The organism is Streptomyces liliifuscus (assembly GCF_016598615.1).
Taxonomy (GTDB): Bacteria; Actinomycetota; Actinomycetes; order Streptomycetales; family Streptomycetaceae; genus Streptomyces; species Streptomyces liliifuscus.
Map to the genome: position 1 here is coordinate 2,011,252 of NZ_CP066831.1, position 17,906 is coordinate 2,029,157.

15 protein-coding genes and 1 riboswitch are annotated in these 17,906 nt (G+C 70.0%); of the genes, 3 read left to right on the forward strand and 12 right to left on the reverse strand.

What is annotated here, in order from left to right; translation table 11 throughout:
• The first annotated feature begins 21 nt into the window (after positions 1-21).
• Positions 22-1,212, forward strand: a complete 1,191-nt coding sequence (locus JEQ17_RS08625) for a glutamate dehydrogenase (protein WP_200394671.1) — start codon at positions 22-24, stop codon at positions 1,210-1,212.
• Between the two features lie 100 nt (positions 1,213-1,312).
• A complete protein-coding gene (locus JEQ17_RS08630) occupies positions 1,313-1,933 on the forward strand; it encodes a TetR/AcrR family transcriptional regulator (RefSeq protein ID WP_234048121.1) in 621 nt (206 codons plus the stop codon).
• A 264-nt stretch (positions 1,934-2,197) separates the two neighbouring features.
• On the opposite strand, the gene JEQ17_RS08635 is transcribed toward JEQ17_RS08630, so the two are convergent.
• The 4 genes from JEQ17_RS08635 to JEQ17_RS08650 form a co-directional block, all read right to left on the reverse strand.
• Positions 2,198-2,983: an SGNH/GDSL hydrolase family protein gene (locus JEQ17_RS08635; protein WP_200394672.1), complete on the reverse strand. Its 786-nt coding sequence runs from the start codon at positions 2,981-2,983 to the stop codon at positions 2,198-2,200.
• A gap of 146 nt (positions 2,984-3,129) precedes the next feature.
• Positions 3,130-3,849 carry a DUF6250 domain-containing protein gene (locus JEQ17_RS08640; RefSeq protein ID WP_200394673.1) on the reverse strand — a complete coding sequence of 240 codons (720 nt, stop codon included), beginning with the start codon at positions 3,847-3,849 and terminating at the stop codon, positions 3,130-3,132.
• Between the two features lie 197 nt (positions 3,850-4,046).
• Positions 4,047-4,967, reverse strand: a complete 921-nt coding sequence (locus tag JEQ17_RS08645; RefSeq protein WP_200394674.1) for a M23 family metallopeptidase — start codon at positions 4,965-4,967, stop codon at positions 4,047-4,049.
• 2 nt (positions 4,968-4,969) lie between these two features.
• Positions 4,970-5,136: riboswitch (cyclic di-AMP (ydaO/yuaA leader) on the reverse strand.
• Between the two features lie 295 nt (positions 5,137-5,431).
• Positions 5,432-7,513 carry an alpha-galactosidase gene (locus JEQ17_RS08650; RefSeq protein WP_200394675.1) on the reverse strand — a complete coding sequence of 694 codons (2,082 nt, stop codon included), beginning with the start codon at positions 7,511-7,513 and terminating at the stop codon, positions 5,432-5,434.
• Positions 7,514-7,682: 169 nt separating this feature from the next.
• Here JEQ17_RS08650 and JEQ17_RS08655 point away from each other — a divergent pair, with 169 nt between their 5' ends.
• Entirely contained in the window at positions 7,683-8,480 is a 798-nt protein-coding gene (locus tag JEQ17_RS08655; RefSeq protein ID WP_200394676.1) for a tyrosine-protein phosphatase, read from the forward strand.
• Positions 8,481-8,552: 72 nt separating this feature from the next.
• Here the strand turns inward: JEQ17_RS08655 and JEQ17_RS08660 are convergent, their stop codons facing one another.
• The 8 genes from JEQ17_RS08660 to shc all read right to left on the reverse strand — a co-directional run bounded on the left by JEQ17_RS08660 (position 8,553) and on the right by shc (position 17,810).
• Entirely contained in the window at positions 8,553-8,678 is a 126-nt protein-coding gene (locus tag JEQ17_RS08660; protein ID WP_055616152.1) for a DUF6126 family protein, read from the reverse strand.
• On the reverse strand, positions 8,675-9,307 hold the full coding sequence (locus JEQ17_RS08665) for a helix-turn-helix domain-containing protein (protein ID WP_200394677.1): 633 nt from the start codon (positions 9,305-9,307) through the stop codon (positions 8,675-8,677). The genes JEQ17_RS08660 and JEQ17_RS08665 overlap by 4 nt, the downstream gene beginning before the upstream one ends.
• 100 nt (positions 9,308-9,407) lie before the next feature.
• Positions 9,408-10,805 carry an aspartate aminotransferase family protein gene (locus JEQ17_RS08670; RefSeq protein ID WP_200394678.1) on the reverse strand — a complete coding sequence of 466 codons (1,398 nt, stop codon included), beginning with the start codon at positions 10,803-10,805 and terminating at the stop codon, positions 9,408-9,410.
• A complete protein-coding gene (gene dxs, locus JEQ17_RS08675) occupies positions 10,802-12,904 on the reverse strand; it encodes a 1-deoxy-D-xylulose-5-phosphate synthase (RefSeq protein WP_200394679.1) in 2,103 nt (700 codons plus the stop codon). Before dxs ends, JEQ17_RS08670 begins: the two co-directional genes overlap by 4 nt.
• Before the next feature lie 29 nt (positions 12,905-12,933).
• The gene (gene ispG / locus JEQ17_RS08680; RefSeq protein WP_200394680.1) at positions 12,934-14,115 is read right to left on the reverse strand and encodes a flavodoxin-dependent (E)-4-hydroxy-3-methylbut-2-enyl-diphosphate synthase; all 1,182 of its coding nucleotides are present in this window, start codon (positions 14,113-14,115) and stop codon (positions 12,934-12,936) included.
• A gap of 4 nt (positions 14,116-14,119) precedes the next feature.
• On the reverse strand, positions 14,120-15,142 hold the full coding sequence (gene hpnH, locus JEQ17_RS08685) for an adenosyl-hopene transferase HpnH (RefSeq protein ID WP_200394681.1): 1,023 nt from the start codon (positions 15,140-15,142) through the stop codon (positions 14,120-14,122).
• Positions 15,143-15,147: 5 nt separating this feature from the next.
• Positions 15,148-15,792, reverse strand: coding sequence for a phosphorylase family protein (locus JEQ17_RS08690; RefSeq protein WP_200394682.1), 645 nt, complete (start codon positions 15,790-15,792; stop codon positions 15,148-15,150).
• Positions 15,792-17,810: a squalene--hopene cyclase gene (gene shc / locus JEQ17_RS08695; RefSeq protein ID WP_200394683.1), complete on the reverse strand. Its 2,019-nt coding sequence runs from the start codon at positions 17,808-17,810 to the stop codon at positions 15,792-15,794. Before shc ends, JEQ17_RS08690 begins: the two co-directional genes overlap by 1 nt.
• Between the last annotated feature and the right edge of the window lie 96 nt (positions 17,811-17,906).

A 17,906-nucleotide genomic window follows, 5' to 3' on the forward strand; every position in this document is an offset into this window, starting at 1 on the left:
TCCCCGTTCCCGAGGAGCCCCATGACCGCCCAGGACAGCAGCCCGTTGATGACGCTCACCTGGACGGACCACGTCACCGGCCGTCAGGGGCACCTGGTCGTGGACCGGCTGGTACGCGGCGTCTCCAGCGGCGGTCTGCGCATGCGGGCGGGCTGCACGCTGGACGAGGTCGCCGGGCTCGCCCGTGGCATGACCATGAAAGAGGCCCTGCACTACAACCCCGAGAGCCGCTATGTGCCGCTGGGCGGCGCCAAGGGCGGCATCGACTGCGATCCCCAGGCCCCGGAGGCGTACGGCCTGCTCGTGCGCTATCTGCGCGCCATGCGCCCGTACATCGAGAGCATGTGGACCACCGGGGAGGATCTCGGCCTCACCCAGGACCTCGTCGACCGGGCCGCGGCGGAGGCGGGGCTCGTGTCGTCGATCCAGGCCGTGTATCCGCTGCTCGACGACGAGGCGGCGGCCAGGCGGCGGCTGGCGGACGCGTTCGCCGTCGAGGTGGACGGCATCGGGCTCGACGAGTTGGTCGGCGGCTGCGGGGTGGCCGAGTCGGTCCTCGCGGCCCTGGACCGGGCCGGGGTCGCGTACGAGGGGACCCGGGTCGCCGTGCAGGGTCTGGGCACGATGGGCGGGGCCACGGCCCGCTTCCTCACGCGCGCTGGGCTCAGCGTCGTGGCCGTCGCCGACGTGAAGGGCACGATCGCGAACCCCGGAGGGCTCGACGTCGACGCGCTGCTCGCCGCCCGGGACTCGTACGGAACGATCGACCGCGCGGTGCTGCGTCAGGGCGACCGCGAACTGCCCGGCGACGCCTGGCTGTCCGCCGATGCCGACGTACTGGTGCCGGCGGCGGTCTCGTACACGATCGACACCACCAACCAGGGGCGGATCACGGCCCGTTGGATCGTCGAGGCCGCCAACATGCCCGTCCTGCCGGGCGCTGAGCAGCTGCTCGCCGGCCGCGGTGTCACCGTCCTGCCGGACGTCGTGGTCAACTCCGGGACCAACGCCTGGTGGTGGTGGACGCTGTTCGGCGACATCGGGGCCGACGCGGACGAGGCGTTCGCGTACACGCGGCGCTCGATGCGTGCCCTGATCGACCGGACGCTCGCGCGCGCGGAGGCCGACGGGACGACACCGCGGGCGGCCGCGCACGCGATCGTCGCGGACCGGCTGCCGGTGATCGCGGAGCGGTTCGGCTGGTACCGCTGACGCCCGCGGGCACGGCCGGACGAGAACGGTGACGGCCCGGCCGCGGCCGGTAACCGACCCTCCACCGGCGCGGCCCGGAGCGACGCAATAGGGTTGCCCGGTGGCAAGAGTGCGGTTGAGCGTGGCGGAGCGGCGTGAGGAACTGCTGCGGGCCGCCATCCAGCAGATCGAGGAGCGGGGCGTGTCCGCGGTGCGGATCGCCGATGTGGCGACCTCGCTCGGGGTGAGCAACGCGCTGGTGCTCTATCACTTCTCGACGAAAGAGAAACTCGTCGCTGCCGCGTTCACGTACGCGGCCGAGGACGACCTCGCCCATCTGCGCAAGCTGCTCGGCCGCCGGACGACCGCGCTGCGCCGGCTGCGGGCTGCGGTCCGCTGGTACGCGCCCACCGGACAGGCCAAGGGCTGGCGGCTGTGGATCGAGGGCTGGGCGGTGGCGCTGCGCGATCCCGCACTGCGGGACGTCACCCGTGACCTCGACCGGCAGTGGAAGGCCGCGATCACCGAGGTCATCGCGGAGGGCGTCGCCTCGGGCGAGTTCCACTGCCCGGACCCCACCGGTACGGCCCTGCGCCTCACCGCCCTGCTGGACGGGCTCGCCGTCCAGATGACGGCGTACCCCGGCGCGGTGTCACGCGCCCGCACCCAGGAGTGGGTGGACGAGGCACTGGCCCGGGAGCTGGGCCTGGACCGCGAGGCGCTGACGACTCCGGGCGCCTGAGTCGACGTACCGACTTACCGACGTACCGCCGGTTCACGGGCGAGGAACAGCGCGCCCCCGTTCACATCCCCGCGTTCACATCACCGCCGAGGGACGACGGGGCTTCCTCGGCATCACCGGCCGGGAGACGGTTCGGCCTCACCCACAAAGAAAGCGCGGGGCTTCCCCGACGTCACCCGTCAGGAAAGCCCCGCCCCTCCGCGGGCATTCGGGCCACCGGTCGAACCGCGGTCCGCCTCCGAAGGCCCTTAGGCCCCCGGACCTTCAAGCCACCGGCTCGATCCGCATCCTGATGTCACCGGGCGACAGGCTCCCCTTCGCCACCACACGGTCCCCGGAGGACTCCCCGCGCAGTCGCCGCCCGATCCAGGGCACCAGGTACTCGCGCGCCCAGTGGATGTTGTCGCGCCGCATTTCGAGCGTGCCGCGCGGCGGCAGCGGGGGCCACGGCTGGTCGGGGTCCGCGGGCACTTCCAGGCCGAGGACCTGCCCTGCCCGCAGGGCGACCCTCGTGTGCCCCTCGGGCGACAGATGGAGCCGGTCGCCGTCCCAGGCCCGCCGGTCCTGGATGGTCTTGAGGGACCACAGGTCGAGCACGGGACAGCCGTACCGGTCGGCGATGGCCCGGATATGGAGGTTGTACGTGGCGATCTTGCCGCGCATGTGCTTGAGCACGGGTACGCCACGGGTGTCGAAGCCGGTGGTCACGAGGACCGTGCCGACGGCCGACGTGAGGTCCGCGACGGCACGCTCGAAGCGCTCCGCGACCTCGTCGGGATCGGTGCCCGGCCGGATGATGTCGTTGCCGCCCGCGCAGAAGGAGACCAGGTCCGGCGCGAGCTCCTTCGCGCGCGTCAACTGGTCCTCGACGATCTGGTCGAGGAGTTTCCCGCGGACGGCGAGGTTGGTGTAGTCGAAGTCGCCCTCGGGCCGGCGGTCCGCGAGAAGCACCGCGAACCGGTCGGCCCAGCCGACGAACGCCCCGTCCGGGCCAAGGTCGCCGACGCCCTCGGTGAAGCTGTCCCCCACCGCCACGTACGACCCGATCACTGATCTGTTGTCATTCTTCGAATCGTCTGCCACATCGGGCCATGATTCACCTTCGGGTGTGAGCTACGCGACCGTAGGAAGGGGTTGACGCGCGGTGAGATAAGCCACTCGTCAAGTGTTGGTCAATCCCGGAATAAGGGGCTCGTTCAGGGACGTTGTCGCAGCTCCCGCACCCTGAAGTCCGTGATCCTGAAGTGGCTCCACACGGTCCGGAACGCGAAGTGCCCGCTCGTGTACGGCTCTTGGTCCACGAAGTCGAGGACGAGCCGCCCGTTGTTCCACCACTGGACCGTCGAGCCGTTCGAGACGATCCGGACCCGGTTGGGTTCGTTCGCCGTGAGCAGGGGCTCCGTGTAGTCGAGGACGAGCGGCCGCACACCCGCCCGACCGACGTAACGGCGCAGCCTGGTCGTGGTGTTGGTGTTGGCGCCGTATCCGGCGTAGTACGTCGTGAGGTGGTCGTACTCTTCGAGCGCGCCGCCCCGGTGCGTGGCGAAGATGTCGTTCGGGGAGCGGACGTCCGTGGCGTTCCAGAAGTTGTTGAGGTCCGAGACCCGGTCGTTGACGCCGCCCGCGGAGACCGGTGTGGCGGTGTACTCCAGGACGTACGGACCCTGGAGCCTTCGCTTGAACCACACGGTCGCGCCGCTCGGCACGTCCATCTCCAGGACGCCCCGGGACGCGGTGACGCTGCCGCCGGCCTGCAGTTCCGTCGCCCACTGACCGAGGCCGTGCCGGAAGTCGTCGCGGGCGATGAGCCGCCCCGGACGGTGACGTACCGCGGCGCCCGCGGTCTGCGTGGGGACGAGTGCCGTGAGTGCGGCACCGGCGGCCAGGACTCCGAACGCTCTGCGTGTGGTCGTCATAGGGACCTCCATGGCGTGGAAGGCGCGTAGAAAGCGCTTGCGGAGATCACTGTGTCCCGGCTTCCGCACCCCTGTCGATACACCGCCCGGCCATGCCACAGAACCGCAACACCGAAGGCCGGACCCCGGGGATCACAGGGTCCGGCCTTCGGAGACGAGCGGAGTGGTACGCCGCATGGGGCGTGCCCGGCGTCGGGTCAGATGGAGACGCCCTTGCCGCGCAGGTAGGCCAGCGGGTCCACGTCCGAGCCGTAGTCCGGGGTGGTGCGGATCTCGAAGTGCAGGTGCGGGCCGGTGACGTTGCCGGTCGCGCCGGAGAGGCCGACCTGCTGGCCCTCGGTCACGGCCTGTCCGGCCGAGACGGAGAGGGAGGAGAGGTGGGCGTACTGGGCGTAGTGGCCGTCGTCGAGCTGGATGACGACCTGGTTGCCGTACGCGCCGCCCCAGCCGGCCGAGACGACCGTGCCCGCACCGACGGACTTGAGGGACGTGCCGGTCGGCACCACGAAGTCGACGCCGGTGTGGTACCCGCTGGACCACATGCTGCCCGACATCTTGTACGGGGTGCCGACGCTCGCGCCCGCGACCGGCAGCGTGAAGCCGGCGGCGCTGGCGTCGTCCGCGGCCTTGGGGGCGGCGGCGGCCTTGGGGGCGGCCGCCTTCTTCGCGGAGGACTGGGTGGCCTTGGAGGCGCCGGAGTCGGAGCTCGACGTGGCGGCGGCCTTGCCGATCGACAGCTTCAGGCCCGGGTGGATGAGCGCCGGGTCACCGCCGATCGCCTTGCGGTTGTCCTCGTACAGCTTCTTCCAGCCACCGCTGACGTCCTGCGTGTCGGCGATCTTCGACAGTGAGTCGCCCGCACGCACGGAATAGGTCTTGGCCGCGGCCTTCTTCGCCTCGGCCTTCTTGTCGGCGGCGGCAGGCGCGGATTCGGCGGCCTTGCTCGCGACATTCGAGACGCTCGCCACGGAATCGGCGGCGGACTGCGGAGTCGCGGCGTGCGCTCCGGTCGCGCCGAGCAGCGGAAGGGCGAGCGCCGCGCCGCCGGTTCCTGCGACGGCTATGGAGCGGGTGAAACGCTGGGACTTGGGACGGCGGTGCTTACCCTTCGCGGGCATGGCGAATTCCTCTCCGGCGCCTGCGAGGTGAGCTGTCGGGTGCGAGCTGGAGATGCCCGGCCGTGTTTGCGCACGACTTAACCCCTAGCCGTTCCGGAGACCGGAACAGGCGTTCTACCTGTGGGTCCCCCGCTCCTGCCGTGTACGGGTGGGTGAGCGGATTCCGGGCGGCGGCAGGATTGGGCGTCCGTCCGGATTGGTGGCGAACGTAAGCGACATGAAGACGCAGTAACAACCTTTGGGGTTTCCTGTGTGCCCCGTTCTCTTGATCCCTGACCGAAATGACGGTCACGCTGCGTAAAGCAGGGATCTCCCCCGTTTGTTAAATCCCTGAAAACACAGCTGAATCACGTGAACATGGCGACAGCGGACCGTCACGAATATGACGCTGCTCACGGAGTGCCGTTTCAGGAGCCTTTATTCCAGAGCGAGTTGGAACTTAGGCTCCATTACGGACACAACAGTCACATGCGACGCAGCCGGAAAACTGCCGCATCAAGGTCACCTTGCAGCCCCGTCCGCAACCCGTGATGCAACAGCACCGCACCTCGGTGGACTTCGCCCGTTTCGAGGCATTCGTACGCCGCTGCCGGGTCGAGTCCGCACAGTCGCACCGGAGCGACCGGCTCGCCGTAGTGCTGGGCCTGGAGCCAGGCGAGGACGACGACCTCGCCGTCACGCGTGTACTGGACGGCGCTCAGGCCACCCTCCGGCGCCCGCAGCCGGTGGAGGTCCCCGCCCTGCACGACGGGCCGGATCTCCTTGTAGAGCTCCACCCAGGTCCGCGCCTCGGCCAGCTCCTCGTCGCTCCAGCGGGTCAGATCGCCGCCGACACCGAGCACTCCGGCCATCGCACTGACGAAGCGGAAGCGCAACGAACTGACGCGGCCGTTGAGCTGGACGTTCGGGCTGTCGGTGACCCAGGCAGCCATGGTCCGCGCGGGATGCACCTGGGTGAAGCCGTGCTGGATGGCGAGCCGGTCGAGCGGGTCGGTGTTGTCCGAGGTCCACACCTGGTCCGTACGCGCCATGATCCCCAGGTCGATACGGCCGCCGCCGCCCGAGCAGGACTCGAAGGCGACGCCCGGGTGGGCCTCCCTCAGCCGGTCCAAGAGGCGGTACAGGGCGTGCACATGGTCCACCCAGAGCCGCTGCGGGTAGGCCTCGCCGGGCCACCCCGCGTCCGTGAAGCAGCGGTTGAAGTCCCACTTCACATAGTCGATCGGCGCACTGGAGAGCAGTGTGTCGAGCTGCTCCCAGAGGTACTCCTGGACGTCCTCACGGGCGAGGTTCAGAACGAGCTGATTGCGCAGCTCCGTCCTCTTTCGTCCTGGTTGGAACTGCACCCAGTCGGGGTGCGCGCGGTACAGCTCGCTGTCCGGATTGACCATTTCGGGCTCGACCCAGATCCCGAACTGCATCCCCAGCGCGTGCACCTCGTCGGCGAGGGGCTTGAGGCCGGCCGGGAAGCGGTCGGGGTTGGGCGTCCAGTCGCCGAGCCCGGCCCGGTCGCTGGTGCGCGCCCCGAACCAGCCGTCGTCGACCACGAACAGCTCGACCCCCATCTCGGCGGCCCGCCGCGCCAGCGCCCCCTGCTGCTCCTCGGAGATGTCGAACTCCGTGGCCTCCCAGGAGTTGTAGAGCACCGGCCGATGCCTGTCCGCGTCCGGGATCACATACGCGTGCTGGTAGGCGTGCCAGGCACGGCTCGCGCCGCCGAATCCGCCGTCGCTCCACAGCCCCGCGAAGACGGGTGTGACGAAGCTCTCCCCCGGCTCCAGCCGCAGCAGCCCCGAGTCGTCGTACCCGACGCCGCCGGTGATCTGCACGCGCGCGTCCGGGAGTTGCGCCACGGCGATCCGCCAGGTGCCCGACCAGGCGAGGGCGCAGCCGTAGACCTCGCCCCGCTCCTCGGTGGCCGCCCCGTCGGCGTCCAGGGCGACCCACGGCAGGTGCTGGTGCGAGGTGTGCCCACGCCGGCTGCCGATGACCTTCTCACCGTAGGTGAGTTCGGAGCGTACGAGCCGGGACTCGGCCGCCCACCGCCCGTGCAGCTGGGACAGCCGCCAGCCGTCGCGCTGCGGCAGCGTCCAGGCCGCGGAGTCGGCGCGCAGCACCTCCAGGGCGGGCCCTTCGTTGTCGAGGGTCACCCACCTCTCCACGACGTCGGTCCCGGCCCGCATCCGGTAGTGCAGCGTGATCCCGAGCCCGGAGTCGGAGAACCGCAGCCGCAGCTCGTCGCCGTCGGCCTCGTACGTCTCGAAGCGCCACTCGGTGCCGCGCCGCTCGTCCGTCCGCACGGACAGGGCGGGCCGTACGAAACGGGGGCCGCCCTCCACCGGGTACTCCTCGTGTCCGTCGAGGGTGGCCTCGAAGGCCCAGTACTCCGGTCCCGGGCCGGCGGCGAGTGCCTCGGCGTCGGCGAGCGCGATACGCGGACCCCAGTGCAGATGCAGCAGCGCGTCGTCCTCGCCGAGCCGCAGGGCATAACTGCTCGCCGGGCCCGAAAGAAGCCACGTACGACCGTCTTCGCCGATCTCCAACATCAAACCCTCACAGATCCGAACAGGCACGCTCAATCATCAACATCATTATGTGCCGCGTACGTCCGCGGCAACGCCTGTGGACAACTCATTGGCCTACGAATCGATGTCGTATCGTCGAGAACGCACCTCGCCGACGAGCCGCGTCGGCAGCCGAATGGGAGGAGCCCCCGTGACGCAGCAGGTCCCGTCGACCGAGCCCGAGCTGGCTGGAGTGCGCAACTTCCGTGATGTGGGCGGCCTGCCGACGGTGGACGGCCGGCGGGTGGCGTACGGAAAGCTGTTCCGCAGTGGCCATCTCGCGCACGCGACGGAGTCGGACGCCGAGTTCCTCGCGTCCCTGGGCCTGCACACGATCTTCGACTTCCGCAATGCCGCCGACCAGAAGCTGGAGGGGCAGGACGTCGAGCTGCCCGGCGTGCGGAACGTCAATCTCCCGCTGACCGACCCGGCGCACGGCGCGGAGTTCTGGACGATGGTCCGGGACGGCGACCTGGACCAGCTGCGCTCGATCCTCGGGGACGGCAAGGCGGCGGACCGGATGATCGGTTCCTACCGCGCGATAATCAAGGAGCGCACGGCCGAGCACCGCCAAGTGCTGCACTCGATGGCCGAGGACAGCGTCCCCGCCCTGATGCACTGTGCGGCGGGCAAGGACCGGGCCGGCATCTCCATCGCCGTGACCCTGCTCGCCCTCGGCGTCGAGCGCGAGGCCATCGTCGCGGACTATCTGGAGTCGAACGCGACGCACCGCCGCTACAAGGTGCACCGCAGCAAGTCCTCCGCCTCGGCGTACTCACCCGAGGTGATGGAGCTGCTCAGCCCCCTCTTCGACGCGCGCGCCGAGTACCTGCAGGCGGCGTTCGACACGATCGACGAGAAGTGGGGCGGGGTGGACGCGTATCTGGAGCAGGGCCTGGGCGTCACCCCCGAGATCCGGGAGCGCCTGCGGGAGCGGTTCCTCGACTGACCGACAGCCCGCCCGCCCGACGGCCGACCCGGCCCCCGCATCCCACATCCCGCCCTCGGAGTGCGCTACTGCTCACTGCCCCTGGGCTCCGAGCGAGAACAGCAGGTAGATGAAGGCGGCGAAGATGTGCCCGACCGCCACGTAGATGATGAGCCGCACCCACAGAGCGCGCGGGAACTTCTCCTCCATGTCCTTCATGGCGTCTCTCCAGGGGTCGTCGGCCCGAGGCACAGGGTGGCCGTGGGGCTCTGCAGCAGGGTGTGTACGAAGAGGAGCTCGGCCCCGTCCCGGTCCGCGGCGGCGATCCGGTGCGGGGTAAGCGAGTCGAAGTGCGCGCTGTCGCCGGGCGCGAGGACGTGCGCGGTGTCCCCGAGGCGCAGCCGCAGCCGCCCCTCCAGGACGTACAGCCACTCCTCCCCGGGGTGGACGCGCACGATGTCGCCCTGGGCCCCGTACGGGACGTGCACCCGCAGGGACTGCATGCCCCGGCCCGCCGCACCGGCCTGCCAGTACGTCCAGCCACCGGCCCGGGTGGGCTCCATGTCGGCGGCGCGCACGACGGCGTCCCGCTCGGCGACCGTCTCGCCGAGCAGCTCGGAGACGGTCGTGCCGTAGATGCGGGCCAGTGCGAGCAGCATCGGCAGCGAGGGCTGGCGCTGTCCGGTCTCCAGCCGGGACAGATGCGCGGGCGAGAGCCCGGCGGCGCCGGCCGCGGACTCCAGGGTGAGAGAGGCACGGCGCCGCAGCGCACGCAGTTGCGGTGCGACCGCGGGCAGCTCGTCGGCCGCCCCCGGCTCGGAAGGGCCCGTACCCTTGACAGGGTTCATGTCTCCATTGAGCCGGAGGCTTGCCTCTGAGGCAAATTTCTTACCTCAGAGGCAAAAAGCCGGTTTCACGGCGACGGGGCCGGCCCTGCGGCAGAGGGCCCTACCGGTTGGCGACCGCCTGCTTCACCAGCGTCTTCCCGAAGTCCCACATCAGCCCGCCCCCGCTGTGCGCGTCGTCCATCACCGCGGTGAAGGCCTCCACGAACCGGTCGACGTCCCGCTCCCCGACGACCAGCGGCGGGATCAGCTTGATCACCTCCAGGTGATCGCCGGAGACCTGGGTGAGGATCCGGTGCCGTTGGAGCAGCGGCACGACCACCATCTGGGCGAACAGCCCCTTCCGCGCGGCCTGCAGCATCGTCCAACGGCTGCGCAGTTTCAGCGACTTGGGCCGCCCGAACTCGATGCCGATCATCAGCCCACGACCGCGGACGTCGCTCAGCAGTTCGTACTTGTCGACGAGCGCCGCGAGCCGGGACTTCAACTGCTCTCCCGTGGCGCGGGCGTTGGCCACGATCTGCTCGTTCTCCATGACGGACAGCACGGCGAGGCCCGCCGCCATGGCCTGCGCGTTGGCCCCGAAGCTCGCGGAGTGCACGAGGACGCGGTCCATGGTCGAGTAGACCTTCTTGAAGATCCAGTCCTTGCCGAGCGTCGCCCCGACCGGCACATAGCCGCCGGACAGCGCCTTGGCCACACAGACCAGATCCGGCTCGACACCCTCCTCGTGCTGATAGGCGTAGAAGTCCCCGGTCCGCCCGAGCCCCGTCTGCACCTCGTCCGCGATGAGCAGTGCCTTGTGCTTGCGCAGCAACTCCTGTGCGCCGCGCAGATATCCGGGCGGCGGCTCATGCACGCCCTTGCCCTGGATCGGCTCGACGATCAGCGCGGCGACGTCGCCCTTCTTCAACTCCCTTGCCAGCGCGTCGAGATCACCGAGGGAGACGGCCGTGTCGGGCAGCAGCGGGGCGAAGCCGTCCCGGAAGCCGTCCTCGCCGTTCACGGACAGGGACCCGGTGGTCAGGCCGTGGAAGGCGTGCGTGCAGTACAGGACGCGCGGCTTCCCGGTCGCGTACCGGGCGAACTTCAGCGCGGTCTCCACGGCCTCCGTACCGCTGTTGCCGAAGAACACCCGGTCCAGATGCGGACTGTGCGTGAGCAGCTTCTCCGCCAGCAGCCCGGGCAGCGGCTGGCAGTCGAACCGGGTGAGGTCGGCGAGCTGGGCGTCGAGGACGTCGTGCAGCGCCTTGCGGACGACGGGGTGATGGCGGCCCAGACCCATCACCCCGAACCCGGCCAGCATGTCCAGGTACTCATTGCCGTCCGCGTCCCAGAAGTACGCGCCCTCGGCCCGCTCGTAGACCTTGTCGAAGCCGATGGTGTGCAGCATGCGCGGCAGTTGGTGGTTCAGGTGCTTGGCATGCAGCTCGTAGCGCTCGGCCCCGCGCTCGGCGAGGAGACCCGCGAGGTCGAACTCCTGGGGCTTGCTGGTGGTCATTCCTGTTTCTCCTTGGACGCGTGCTCCTTGCCCGCCGGCTTCTTGGCAGGCTGCCTCTTCGCGACGCGCTGCCTGGCGGGCTGCGCCTTCGCAGCACTCTGCCCGGCGGACCGAGCCTTCGAGGCGCCCGACACGGAGGCCTTGCCCGCAGCGGCCTGCCCGTTCACGGCCCGCCCCTCCGGGACCGGCCCCTCGACCGCGGGTTCGGCCTCCATGACCGTCGAGCGCGCCTCCCGAGTGGCCAGGCTCGCGCTGATCCGCCCCGCGATCTCGACCGGCGTGAGACCGATGTCGGCGAGCACCTCACCGCGTTTGGCGTGCGCGAGGAACTGCTCGGGGATCCCGAACCGCCGTACGGGTACGTCGACTTCGGCGTCTCCGAGGGCGAGCGCGACCGCCGCGCCCACGCCGGCCGCCCGGCTGTTGTCCTCGACGACGGCGACCAGGCGGTGCTCGGCGGCGAGGCCGGGCAGCGCGGGATCGACGGGCTTGACCCAACGCGGGTCCACGACCGTGCAGTTGAGGCCCCGCGCCTCCAGCAGTTCCGCCGCCTGGAGGCACACCGGTGCCATCACGCCGACGGCCACGAGGAGCACTTCGGGCCGCTCGCCGCGATGCAGGACGTCCAAGCCGCCCACACGGTCGACCGCCGGAACGACCGGCCCCACCGATTCCTTGGGGAACCGGATCAGGGTCGGGGCGTCGTCCACCGCGACCGCCTCGCGCAACTGGGCGCACAGCTGGTCGGCGTCGCGCGGCGCGGCGATCCTGAGCCCCGGCACGACCTGGAGGATGGACATGTCCCACATGCCGTTGTGTGACGCTCCGTCAACTCCCGTGACCCCGGCGCGGTCCAGCACGAAGGTCACTCCGCAGCGATGCAGTGCGACATCCATCAGCAGCTGGTCGAAGGCACGGTTCAGGAAGGTCGCGTACACCGCGACGACCGGATGCAGTCCGCCCGTCGCGAGCCCGGCCGCGGACACCGCGGCGTGCTGCTCGGCGATGCCCACGTCCCACACCCGGTCGGGGAACCTCTCCGCGAACTTCGCGAGTCCCACCGGGTGCAGCATGGCCGCCGTGATCGCGACGACGTCCTCGCGCGCCTCCCCGATCCGTACGATCTCGTCGCCGAACACCGAGGTCCAGGAAGGGCCGTTGGACGGCGCGAGGGGCTCGCAGGTGAGCGGGTCCATCACACCGACCGTGTGGAAGTGGTCCTCCTCGTGGGCGATCGCGGGCTCGTAGCCGCGCCCCTTCTCGGTCAGACAGTGGATGAGCACGGGCCCGTGGAAGCGTTTCGCGCGCCGCAGCGCCGACTCCACCGCGCCCACGTCGTGCCCGTCGATCGGCCCGACGTACTTCAGCCCCAGGTCCTCGAACATGCCCTGCGGCGCGAAGGCGTCCTTGAACCCCTTCTTCGCGCCGTGCAGCGACTCGTAGAGGGTGCCGCCGATGACCGGCGTGCGCAGCAGCACGTCCTTGCCCCAGGCCAGGACCTTCTCGTAGCTGTCGGTGGTCCGCAGGGTCGCCAGATGGTTCGCGAGACCGCCGATGGTCGGCGAGTACGAGCGTTCGTTGTCGTTGACGACGATGATCAGCGGCCGGTCCTTGGCGGCCGCGATGTTGTTCAGCGCCTCCCACGCCATCCCGCCGGTGAGGGCCCCGTCGCCGATGACCGCGACGACGTGGCCCTTCTCCCCCTGCACCTGGCGGGCCTTGGCGAGCCCGTCGGCCCAGCCGAGCGCGGTGGACGCGTGGCTGTTCTCGATGATGTCGTGCTCGGACTCCTCGCGCGACGGGTAGCCGGACAGGCCGCCCTTGCCGCGCAGCTTGGAGAAGTCCTGACGCCCCGTCAGCAGCTTGTGTACGTAGCTCTGATGGCCGGTGTCCCACAGAATGCGGTCGACCGGCGACTCGAAGACCCGGTGGAGCGCGATGGAGAGTTCCACCACCCCCAGGTTGGGTCCCAGATGACCGCCGGTCCTGGCGACCGCGTGCACCAGGAACTCCCGGATCTCGTCGCCCAGTCGACCTATCTCCGCCTCGGACAGCGCCTTCAGGTCGCGTGGTCCCCGGATGCTCTCCAGAATCGTCACGCTCGGCCCCCTCTCGGTCCGTGCTGCAGCTAACTCGCGGTGACGGTGGGTTGTCCCGGCACCGTGACCTCCGGCTCGCCTGACGCGACGCCGTCCGCCTCCATCTGCTCGGCGATCTTCATCGCCTCGTCGATGAGGGTCTCCACGATCTTCGACTCGGGCACGGTCTTGATGACTTCGCCCTTGACGAAGATCTGGCCCTTGCCATTGCCGGAGGCGACCCCCAGGTCCGCCTCCCTGGCCTCTCCCGGTCCGTTGACGACGCAGCCCATGACCGCGACGCGCAGCGGCACTTCCATGCCCTCCAGGCCGGCCGTGACCTCGTCCGCCAGCTTGTAGACGTCGACCTGGGCCCGTCCGCAGGAGGGACAGGACACGATCTCCAGCCGCCGCTGCCTGAGATTCAGCGACTCGAGGATCTGGATGCCGACCTTGCACTCCTCGGCGGGCGGCGCGCTCAGGGAGACCCGGATGGTGTCCCCGATGCCCTCGGCGAGCAGCGCCCCGAAGGCCACCGCGGACTTGATGGTCCCCTGGAAGGCAGGTCCCGCCTCCGTGACACCCAGGTGCAGCGGGTAGTCGCACTGGGCGGCCAGCTGCCGGTAGGCGTTGACCATCACGACCGGGTCGTTGTGCTTGACCGAGATCTTGATGTCCCGGAACCCGTGCTCCTCGAAGAGCGACGCCTCCCACAGGGCCGACTCGACGAGCGCCTCGGGCGTCGCCCTGCCGTACTTCTGGAGCAGCCGTCGGTCCAGCGAACCGGCGTTGACCCCGATGCGGATCGGCGTGCCGTGGTCCTTCGCGGCGCGCGCGATCTCCTTCACCTTGTCGTCGAACTGCTTGATGTTGCCCGGGTTCACCCGGACCGCCGCGCAGCCCGCCTCGATCGCGGCGAACACGTACTTCGGCTGGAAGTGGATGTCCGCGATCACCGGGATCTGGGACTTGCGCGCGATGGTGGCCAGCGCGTCCGCGTCGTCCTGTGTGGGACAGGCGACGCGGACGATCTGGCAGCCGGACGCGGTGAGTTCGGCGATCTGCTGCAGGGTGGCGCCGATGTCCGACGTACGCGTCGTCGTCATCGACTGGACGGACACGGGTGCCCCGCCCCCGACCGCCACCGGTCCGACCTGGATCTGCCGCGACACGCGACGCTCCGCGATCGGCCGGACCGGCACCTCGGGGAGGCCCAAGGAGATGGCGGTCATGACGTCACCCGCGGTTTCCGGAGACGGTGTCACGGGCGGCCCGCAGGGACTCCTTGAGGGAGCCCATGGTGGCCAGGACCGCGGTCGGCTCGTAGCCGCAGTGCGCCATGCAGTTGGCGCAACGCGGGTCCTTGCCGCGGCCGTAGGAGTCCCAGTCGGTGTCCTCGATGAGTTCCCGGTACGTGGTGACGTACCCGTCGCTCATCAGGTAGCAGGGCTTCTGCCAGCCGAACAGCGAGTAGTTGGGGATCGCCCACGCCGTGCACGGGAAGTCGACCTTGCCCTCCAGGAAGTCCAGGAAGAGCGGGGAGTGGTTGAGCCGCCAGCGCCGCCGGTTGCCGCCCGCGAAGGCCTTCTTGAACAGTTCGCGGGTCTGCTCCACGCCCAGGAAGTGCTCCTGGTCGGGCGCCTTCTCGTAGGCGTAGGCGGGCGAGATCATCATCTCGTCCACCTTCAGGTCGTCATTGAGGAAGTTGAGGACCTCGATGATCGTCTGCGGGGTGTCGGTGTTGAAGAAGGTCGAGTTGGTGGTGACCCGGAAGCCGCGCTTCTTGGCCTCCTTGATGGCCTCCACGGCCTCGTCGAACACTCCCTCCTTGGCGACGGACTCGTCGTGCCGCTCACGCAGGCCGTCGATGTGCACGGCGAACGCGAAGTACGGCGAGGGCGTGAACTTGTCCATCTTCTTGCGCATCAGCATGGCGTTGGTGCACAGGAAGACGTACTTCTTCCTGGCCACCAGCTGCCGCACGATCTCGTCGATCTTCGGGTGCATCAGGGGCTCGCCGCCGGCGATGGACACCATCGGCGCCCCGGACTCCAGCACCGCCCCGACGGCCTGGGCGACCGGCATGCGCTGCTTGAGCACTCCGGCCGGGTGCTGGATCTTGCCGCAGCCCTCGCATGCCAGATTGCAGGCGTAGAGCGGTTCAAGCTCGACGATCAGCGGAAACTTCTCGCGCTTGCGCAGTTTCTGTTCAAAGAGATACGTCGCGACCTTGATGGTCTGGCGGAGCGGCATGGCCATCTGGCTCACCTCCTGGGGAGCAGCAAAGAACGGTGCCATTCGAAGAAAGCGGGTAGAACGGCACGAAGAACGCGGAAGGCTGATATTCCACCGCGCACCGTGCCGATCCGGACGAGTTCATGTTCTGGAGCGTCCACGACCACCCGGACGGCCGCAACCGGGCGCATGCCCGCGCGGACGGCGCTGTGGAGCGTGGCCGCCGACTCCATGTCGACCGCGATCGCGCCGGTCGCGAGCAGTTCCGACCGTTCCTGACCGCGGATGACGTGATCGGAGCCGGTGAGCGGCCCTGTGTGGACAGTGCGCCCGGGCAGGGCTCGCGCCAGTTCCTTGACGAGCAGATCGGTGCCGACGCAGGGCGTGGTGCCGCGCGGGTCCCTGGTCTCGTCGGCGACGACCAGGTCCCCCGGGTGCATGCCGGGGGCGAGCCCGGCACAGAAGCCCGTGGCCAGCACGGCCGCCCCGCTCAGCGCGGGTCCGGCCAGGGCCCGGGTGACCGCCCGCTCGGCGGCCTCGGGACCCATGCCCGTACGCAGCACGGTGACCGGGCCGTCGGCGCCGCCCCGGTCGCCGCCGGTGCGCAGGGCCAACTGCTCGATGCCGAGCGCACAGGCGATCAGCAGCGGGGCGGCGGCCGGTGTCGTGGTCATCAGCTCGCCCTGCCGAAGGAGCCCTGCCGGTCGGCGAACGGTTCGCCGTTGACGTACCGGCCGAGCGCGGTGAGCGGGAAGACCTGCCGGTAGAGGTGGTAGTTGATCGAGAAGTCCCACGGGAACCCCGTACCGGTGAAGTACGGCTCGTCCCAGGAGCCGTCCGCCAGCTGGGTCTCCGCGAGCCAGGCGACACCGCGCTCGGCGGCCTTGGAGTCGCGCTCCCCGGCCGCGAGCAGCGCCAGCAGCGCCCAGCCGGTCTGGGAGGCGGTCGAGGCGCCACGGCCGCTCCACTCGGCGACGTCGTGGTAGGAGCGCAGGTCCTCGCCCCAGCCGCCGTCGTCGTTCTGCACGGTCTCCAGCCACGCCACGGCCCGGCGGATCGCGGGATGCGACCCGGGCAGCCCGGCGGCGACCAGCGCGGGCACCACCGACCCCGTTCCGTATACGTAGTTGACGCCCCAGCGGCCGAACCAGGAGCCGTTCGCCTCCTGTTCGGCGAGCAGCCACTCGATGCCGCGGCGGGTGCGCGGGTCGTGGGACAGTCCCTCGACCGCGAGCATCTCCACGACGTGCGCGGTGACGTCGGCGGACGGCGGGTCGATGACCTCGCCGAAGTCGCAGAACGGCAGCCGGTTGGGGAAGGGGCTGGTGTTGTCGACGTCGAAGGCGCCCCACGCGCCGTTCCTCGACTGCATGCCGAGGTTCCAGCGCACCCCGCGCCCGATCGCCTTGTCGAGGCGCTCCGGGTCGTGGTGCTTGACGCGGCGCAGCGCGAGGACGACCTCGGCGGTGTCGTCGATGTCGGGGTAGTTGTCGTTGTGGAACTCGAACGCCCAGCCGCCCGGCGGCAGATGGGGCCGCTTGACCGCCCAGTCCCCCGGGCGGACGATCTCCTCTCCGAGCATCCAGTCCGCGGCCTTCACCAGCTGCGGATGGTCGGCGGGCACGCCCGCGTCGGCGAGCGCGATGGTCGCGAGGCAGGTGTCCCACACCGGCGACTGGCAGGCCTCGATCATCCGGGCCCCGTCCTCGCGCCAGACGGTGAACCGGTCGAGGGACGCCAACCCCTCGCGCATCACGGGATGTTCGAGGTCGTAGCCCAGCAGGTGCAGTGCGATGATCGAGTACACGGCGGGCGGCTGGATGCCTCCCCAGCAGCCGTCGTTCTCCTGCCGCTCGATGATCCAGCGGGCGGCGGTGTTCATCGCGGCTCTGCGGAGTCTGCGCGGCGCGACCTTGCGGTAGGTGTGCAGGGCCTTGTCGAGCCGCTGGAAGACCCCGTCCCAACTACCCACGGGGGCAAGGGGCTTGACCGGGTTCGGATTGCTCGCGTCGGTGTGCAGCTCGTCGAGCGGGAACGGCGCGGGCCGCACCGGACGCTTCGCCGAGACGACGGTGAGCGGCACGATGGTCTGCCTCGCCCAGCAGCCGAAGTCGTAGATGTTGAGAGGCACCCACTTGGGGAAGTAGATGAGCTCCGGCGGGAGTTCGGGCAGGTCGTCCCACTTCCACCAGCCGAACAGGGCGAGCCAGATCCTGGTGAAGACCCGGGCCGAGGCGATGCCGCCCCGCTCGCGGATCCACGCGGACGCCCTCGCCATGTGCGGCTCGTCCGGCGCGTCACCGGCCAGCCGCAGCGCGACGTACGCCTCGATGGTGGTGGAGAGTTCGCCCGGTCCGCCGTAGAAGGTGGCCCAGGTGCCGTCCTCGCGCTGCTCGCCGCGGATGAAGAGGCCGGCCGCGCGGGTGGTCGCCTCGTCGCGGATGCCCAGGAACTGGCGCAGCAGCAGGTCTTCGGCGTCCATCGTGACGTTGGTCTCGAGGTCGCCCTTCCACCAGCCCTGGGCGTCCTGCGTGGAGAGCAGGAAGTCGGTGGCGCGCAGTATCGCGCGCTCGGCGGCGTCTCGGGTGTCGACTGTCCCGGCCGCCTCGGGAGTCGTGACTTCTGTGGTTTCGCTGGCCGCGGCTGCCCGGGGCGGCAGGGCCCCGGTGCTTCCGTCGGTCGTCGCTGTCATGGCTTCCCCTTCGTGCAGTGGCATGTCTCTGCTGTGGGTCCGCCGTCGGCCGGTGCTCGTTCTCCCGCGGCACCGGCCGGCGACTACGCGAGGCTT

Excerpts from the sequence above, each read along its gene's own strand:
- JEQ17_RS08625 (WP_200394671.1), top strand. The coding sequence starts at position 22 with ATGACCGCCCAGGACAGCAGCCCGTTGATGACGCTCACCTGGACGGAC.
- JEQ17_RS08640 (WP_200394673.1), bottom strand. The coding sequence starts at position 3,849 with ATGACGACCACACGCAGAGCGTTCGGAGTCCTGGCCGCCGGTGCCGCA.
- JEQ17_RS08645 (WP_200394674.1), bottom strand. The coding sequence starts at position 4,967 with ATGCCCGCGAAGGGTAAGCACCGCCGTCCCAAGTCCCAGCGTTTCACC.
- JEQ17_RS08650 (WP_200394675.1), bottom strand. The coding sequence starts at position 7,513 with ATGTTGGAGATCGGCGAAGACGGTCGTACGTGGCTTCTTTCGGGCCCG.
- JEQ17_RS08660 (WP_055616152.1), bottom strand. The coding sequence starts at position 8,678 with ATGAAGGACATGGAGGAGAAGTTCCCGCGCGCTCTGTGGGTGCGGCTC.
- JEQ17_RS08665 (WP_200394677.1), bottom strand. The coding sequence starts at position 9,307 with ATGAACCCTGTCAAGGGTACGGGCCCTTCCGAGCCGGGGGCGGCCGAC.
- JEQ17_RS08670 (WP_200394678.1), bottom strand. The coding sequence starts at position 10,805 with ATGACCACCAGCAAGCCCCAGGAGTTCGACCTCGCGGGTCTCCTCGCC.
- ispG (WP_200394680.1), bottom strand. The coding sequence starts at position 14,115 with ATGACCGCCATCTCCTTGGGCCTCCCCGAGGTGCCGGTCCGGCCGATC.
- hpnH (WP_200394681.1), bottom strand. The coding sequence starts at position 15,142 with ATGGCCATGCCGCTCCGCCAGACCATCAAGGTCGCGACGTATCTCTTT.
- JEQ17_RS08690 (WP_200394682.1), bottom strand. The coding sequence starts at position 15,792 with ATGACCACGACACCGGCCGCCGCCCCGCTGCTGATCGCCTGTGCGCTC.
- shc (WP_200394683.1), bottom strand. The coding sequence starts at position 17,810 with ATGACAGCGACGACCGACGGAAGCACCGGGGCCCTGCCGCCCCGGGCA.